Here is a 4669-nt window from a genome sequence, read left to right on the forward strand (position 1 = left end):
CCACCGCCGGCACCACCGCCGTCGCCTCCGCCGTCGCGGCCGTCGTCGCCGCGCACGCCGAGCCCGCGCCGCCCGCCGCACTGGCCGCCCAGCGCGCCTGGATCGACGCCTGCTACGCGGCCGACACGGTCGAGGAGATCGTCGACCGGCTACTGAACTCCGGTGTCCCGGAGGCAAAGGAGGCCGCCGAGGCCGTCCTGGCGAACTCCCCCATCGCCGTGAAGACCACCCTGGCCGCGCTGCGCCGCGCCCGTACGCTCCCCTCGCTGGAGGCCGTGCTCGACCAGGAGTACCGGATCTCCTGCGCCGCGCTGGAGGGCCACGACATGGTCGAGGGCGTCCGCGCGCAGGTGATCGACAAGGACCGCAACCCCCGTTGGAAGCCCGGCACGCTCGCCGAGGTGACGGAGGCGGACGTCGCCCGCTTCCTCGCCCCGCGCGTGGGCGACGAACTGGGCCTGGCCTGAGCCCCACCCCTTCCCCACTTTCACGGCACACCTGGAGCCCGCCATGAACCACCCGGTCCCGCCGCCGACTCCGGCCGGGGGCACCGACCCGCTGTCCCGGGTGCCGCTGGGCGAGCAGGTGCGCGGGCTGCTGCTGGAGGGCCTGCTGAACGGCCGCTGGCAGCCCGGGGACCGGATCGTCGAGCGGCGCCTGGCCGCCGAGTTGAACGTCAGCCAGGCGCCGGTCCGCGAGGCGCTGCGCGCGCTCCAGACCCTCGGGCTGCTCGACGCCGAGCCCAACCGGGGCGTGCGGGTGCGCGAGATCGGCCCGGCCGAGCTGCGCGAGGTCTACCAGGTGCGGGCCGCGCTGGAGCGGCTGGCCGCCGAGTCGGCGGTGGTCCGGCTGGCCGGGGACACCACCGCGCTGGAGCGGCACGCCGAGCGGATGGCGGCGGCCGCGGCGGCGGGCGACGCCCTCGGCCAGGCCCGGCACGGGGTGGCCTTCCACCGCGAGATCGTCGCCGCCTCCGGAAACGGGACGCTGCTGCGGGCCTGGGAGGGCCTCGGGGTCGAGGTGTGGACGGTGCTGTCGCTGCACCGGGTCCGGCCGGAGCTGCACGAGAACGCCGCCGACCACCGGCCGCTGATCGAGGCCTTCCGGCGGCAGGACCCGGCGGTCGGCCGGCTGCTGGCCGAGCACGTCCTGGAGTACGCCCGGCACTCCGACTGAGCCGCTCGGGCCGGGGTTGCCCTTCCGCATAAAGTTCGCATAGAGATGATCGATCATCTCTCAAACTACCCACCAGTAGTGGTTGACGGGCCACCCGATCACTCTCTACCGTCCAAATAGTTCCATGGAGAGAAATGCTATTCCGCATCCTGGAATAAGCACCCTGAAGCGCACCGGTAAAGGGGAACCACCCGTGTCCCAGCTCGACCAGCTTCCCGACCACGACCCCGAGGAGATCGCGGAGTGGCGCGCGTCCCTCGACGCCGCCCGCGACTTCGGCGGACCGAACCGCGCCGCCCACCTGCTGCGCCGCCTCGTCGAGCACGCCGAGCTGCAGCGGCTCGACGTCCCTCCGCTGCTGGACACCCCGTACGTCAACACCATCCCCACCGCCGCCGAACCGGAGTTCCCCGGCGACGAGGAGATGGAGCGCCGGATCACCGCCTGGAACCGCTGGAACGCCGCCGCCGTGGTGACCAGGGGCAACCACCGCGGCGGCCTGGGCGGGCACATGGCCACCTACGCCTCCGCCGCCTGGCTGTACGAGGTCGGCTTCCAGCACTTCTTCCGCGGCAAGGAGGCCGACGGCTCCGGCGACCAGCTGTACGTGCAGGGCCACGCCGCCCCCGGCGTCTACGCCCGCGCGTTCCTGGAGGGCCGGGTCTCCGAGGCCCAGCTGGACCGCTTCCGCCAGGAGGCCGGCGGCGACGGCCTGCCCTCCTACCCGCACCCGCGCCGGCTGCCCTGGTTCTGGGAGTTCCCGACCGTCTCGATGGGCCTCGGGCCGCTCTCCGCGATCCACCAGGCCCGGTTCAACCGCTACCTGACCGCGCGCGGGATCAAGGACACCTCCGGCTCGCACGTGTGGGCCTTCCTCGGCGACGGCGAGATGGACGAGCCCGAGTCCACCGCCGCGCTCGCGCTGGCCGCCCGGGAGGGCCTGGACAACCTCACCTTCGTCGTCAACTGCAACCTGCAGCGCCTGGACGGGCCGGTGCGCGGCAACGGCAAGATCGTGCAGGAGCTGGAGCGCCGCTTCCGCGCGGCCGGGTGGAACGTGGTCAAGTCGCTGTGGGGCGAGGCCTGGGACGAACTGCTGGCCCGCGACACCACGGGCGCGCTGGTCCGCCGGCTCGGCGAGGTGCCGGACGGGCAGTTCCAGACCTACGCCGCCTCGGACGCCGGGTACGTCCGCGAGCACCTCTTCCACAGCTCGCCCGAACTGCGGGCGCTCGCCGACACCGTGGACGACCGGCGGCTGATCGAGACGGTCGCCACCTCCCGGGGCGGCCACGAGCCGCGCAAGGTGTACGCGGCCTACCGCGCGGCGCTGGAACACCGGGGCGCGCCCACCGTGGTGCTGGTGCAGACCGTCAAGGGCTGGACGCTCGGCCCCGGCTTCGAGTCCCGCAATGCCAACCACCAGATGAAGAAGCTCTCCGGAGCCGAGTTCCGGGCCATGCGCGACCTGCTCGAACTCCCCATTCCGGACGCCGCGTTGAACGACCCTCTGCCCCCGTACGCGCACCCCGGCCCGGACTCGCCGGAGGCCCGCTACCTGCGCGAGCGCCGCGCCGCACTGGGCGGGCCGGCGCCCGCCCGCCGGGTGCGCTTCACACCGCTGCCCACCCCGCCCGCGAAGCCCTTCGAGACGCTGTTCAAGGGCTCCGGCAACCAGGAGATCGCCACCACCATGGCCTTCGTCCGGCTGGTCAAGGACCTGCTGCGGGACAAGGCGACCGGCCACCGCTGGGTGCCGATCGTCCCGGACGAGGCGCGCACCTTCGGCATGGAGTCGCTCTTCCCGACCGCCGGGATCTACTCCCCGCTCGGGCAGACCTACGACCCGGTCGACCGCGACCAGCTGCTCCACTACAAGGAGTCGACGACCGGCCAGATCCTCAACGAGGGCATCACCGAAGCCGGTTCGATGGCCTCGCTGACCGCCGCCGCGACCTCGTACGCGACCCACGGCGAGCCGGTCGTCCCGTTCTACATCTTCTACTCGATGTTCGGCTGGCAGCGCACCGCCGACCAGATGTGGGCGATGGCCGACCAGTTGGGCCGCGGCTTCCTGGTCGGCGCCACCGCCGGCCGCACCACCATGACCGGCGAGGGCCTCCAACACGCCGACGGCCACTCCCAGTTGATCGCCTCCACCAACCCGGCCGCGCTCTCCTACGACCCGGCGTTCGGCTACGAGGTGGCCGTGATCGTCCGCGAGGGCCTGCGCCGAATGTACGGCGGCAGCGAGCAACACCCCCACGGCGAGGACGTGTTCTACTACCTCACCGTCTACAACGAGCCGCTGGTGCAGCCCGCGCTCCCGGACGGCGAGGAGGTCGTGGACGGCATCCTGCGCGGCCTCTACCGCTACCGCACGGCGGACGCCGCCGCGTCGTCCGCCACCCCGGCCGTCGACCTGCCCGCCGACCCGCCGCGGCTCCAACTGCTCGCCTCCGGCACCGCCGTGCAGTGGGCCCTGACGGCGCAGCGGCTGCTCGGCGAGGAGTGGGGCGTGGCGGCCGACGTCTGGTCCGCACCCTCCTGGACGGAGCTGCGCCGCGAGGCGCTGGACTGCGACGCGGCCAACCTGGCGCAGGCCGCGGCCGGTACCGGCGCGGCGGCCCGCGTCCCGTACGTGACCAGGGCGCTGGCCGGGGCGCCCGGGCCGGTGCTGGCGGTCAGCGACTGGATGCGCGCGGTGCCGGACCAGATCCGCCCGTGGGTGGAGCAGGACTGGACCTCGCTGGGCACCGACGGCTTCGGCCTCTCGGACAGCCGGGCGGCGGCGCGGCGGCACTTCGGGGTGGACGCCGAGTCGGTGACGGTCGCGGCGCTGGCCGCGCTGGCCCGCCGGGGCGAGGTGAAGGCGGAGACCGTACGGCAGGCGGCGGAGCGCTACGGCGTCCGCTTCTGACCGGCCCGGCGTCCGTCCGGCCGGCACTCCGTCCCGGCGCCGCCTCCGTCCCGTCGCCCGTGCCGCCGCCTCCGTCCCCTGGTGACCGGCGTCTCGCATACCAAGACTGGCGCGAGGCGGGGCGCGTCGTAGATCGTTGGGTGGTCAGGGCGCGCCCACGGGCGCCGAGCAGCGGAAATGGGAGTCGACGGCGATGACCGAGACCGAGACCTACGAGACGATCCTGGTCGAGCGCAAGGGCCGGGTGGGGCTGATCACGCTCAACCGGCCCAAGGCGCTCAACGCGCTGAACACCCAGCTGATGAACGAGGTGGTCGCCGCCGCGACCGCCTTCGACCGGGACCCGGAGATCGGCTGTCTGGTGATCACCGGCTCGGAGAAGGCCTTCGCGGCCGGCGCCGACATCAAGGAGATGCAGGGCAACCGGTTCCCGGACGTCTACCTGGACGACTGGCTGGGCCCGTGGGACCGGCTCGGCGCCCTGCGCAAGCCGGTGATCGCGGCCGTGGCCGGGTTCGCGCTGGGCGGCGGCTGCGAGTTGGCGATGCTGTGCGACGTCCTGCTGGCGGCGGA

The 4669-nt window shown here is 73.5% G+C and carries 4 protein-coding genes; all 4 read left to right on the top strand.

What is annotated here, in order from left to right:
* The coding region (locus AE652_RS18145; RefSeq protein ID WP_049652727.1) for an enoyl-CoA hydratase/isomerase family protein at positions 1-467 on the top strand (467 nt) is incomplete at its 5' end.
* A gap of 43 nt (positions 468-510) precedes the next feature.
* The gene (locus AE652_RS18150) at positions 511-1176 is read left to right on the top strand and encodes a GntR family transcriptional regulator (protein WP_049652728.1); all 666 of its coding nucleotides are present in this window, start codon (positions 511-513) and stop codon (positions 1174-1176) included.
* Between the two features lie 193 nt (positions 1177-1369).
* Positions 1370-4096 carry a pyruvate dehydrogenase (acetyl-transferring), homodimeric type gene (aceE, locus tag AE652_RS18155; RefSeq protein ID WP_049652730.1) on the top strand — a complete coding sequence of 909 codons (2727 nt, stop codon included), beginning with the start codon at positions 1370-1372 and terminating at the stop codon, positions 4094-4096.
* A gap of 193 nt (positions 4097-4289) precedes the next feature.
* On the top strand, positions 4290-4669 hold a 380-nt coding region (locus tag AE652_RS18160; RefSeq protein WP_049652731.1), incomplete at its 3' end, for an enoyl-CoA hydratase-related protein.

The sequence above is a fragment of the Kitasatospora sp. MY 5-36 genome (assembly GCF_001182915.1).
In the GTDB taxonomy this organism is placed as follows: domain Bacteria; phylum Actinomycetota; class Actinomycetes; order Streptomycetales; family Streptomycetaceae; genus Kitasatospora.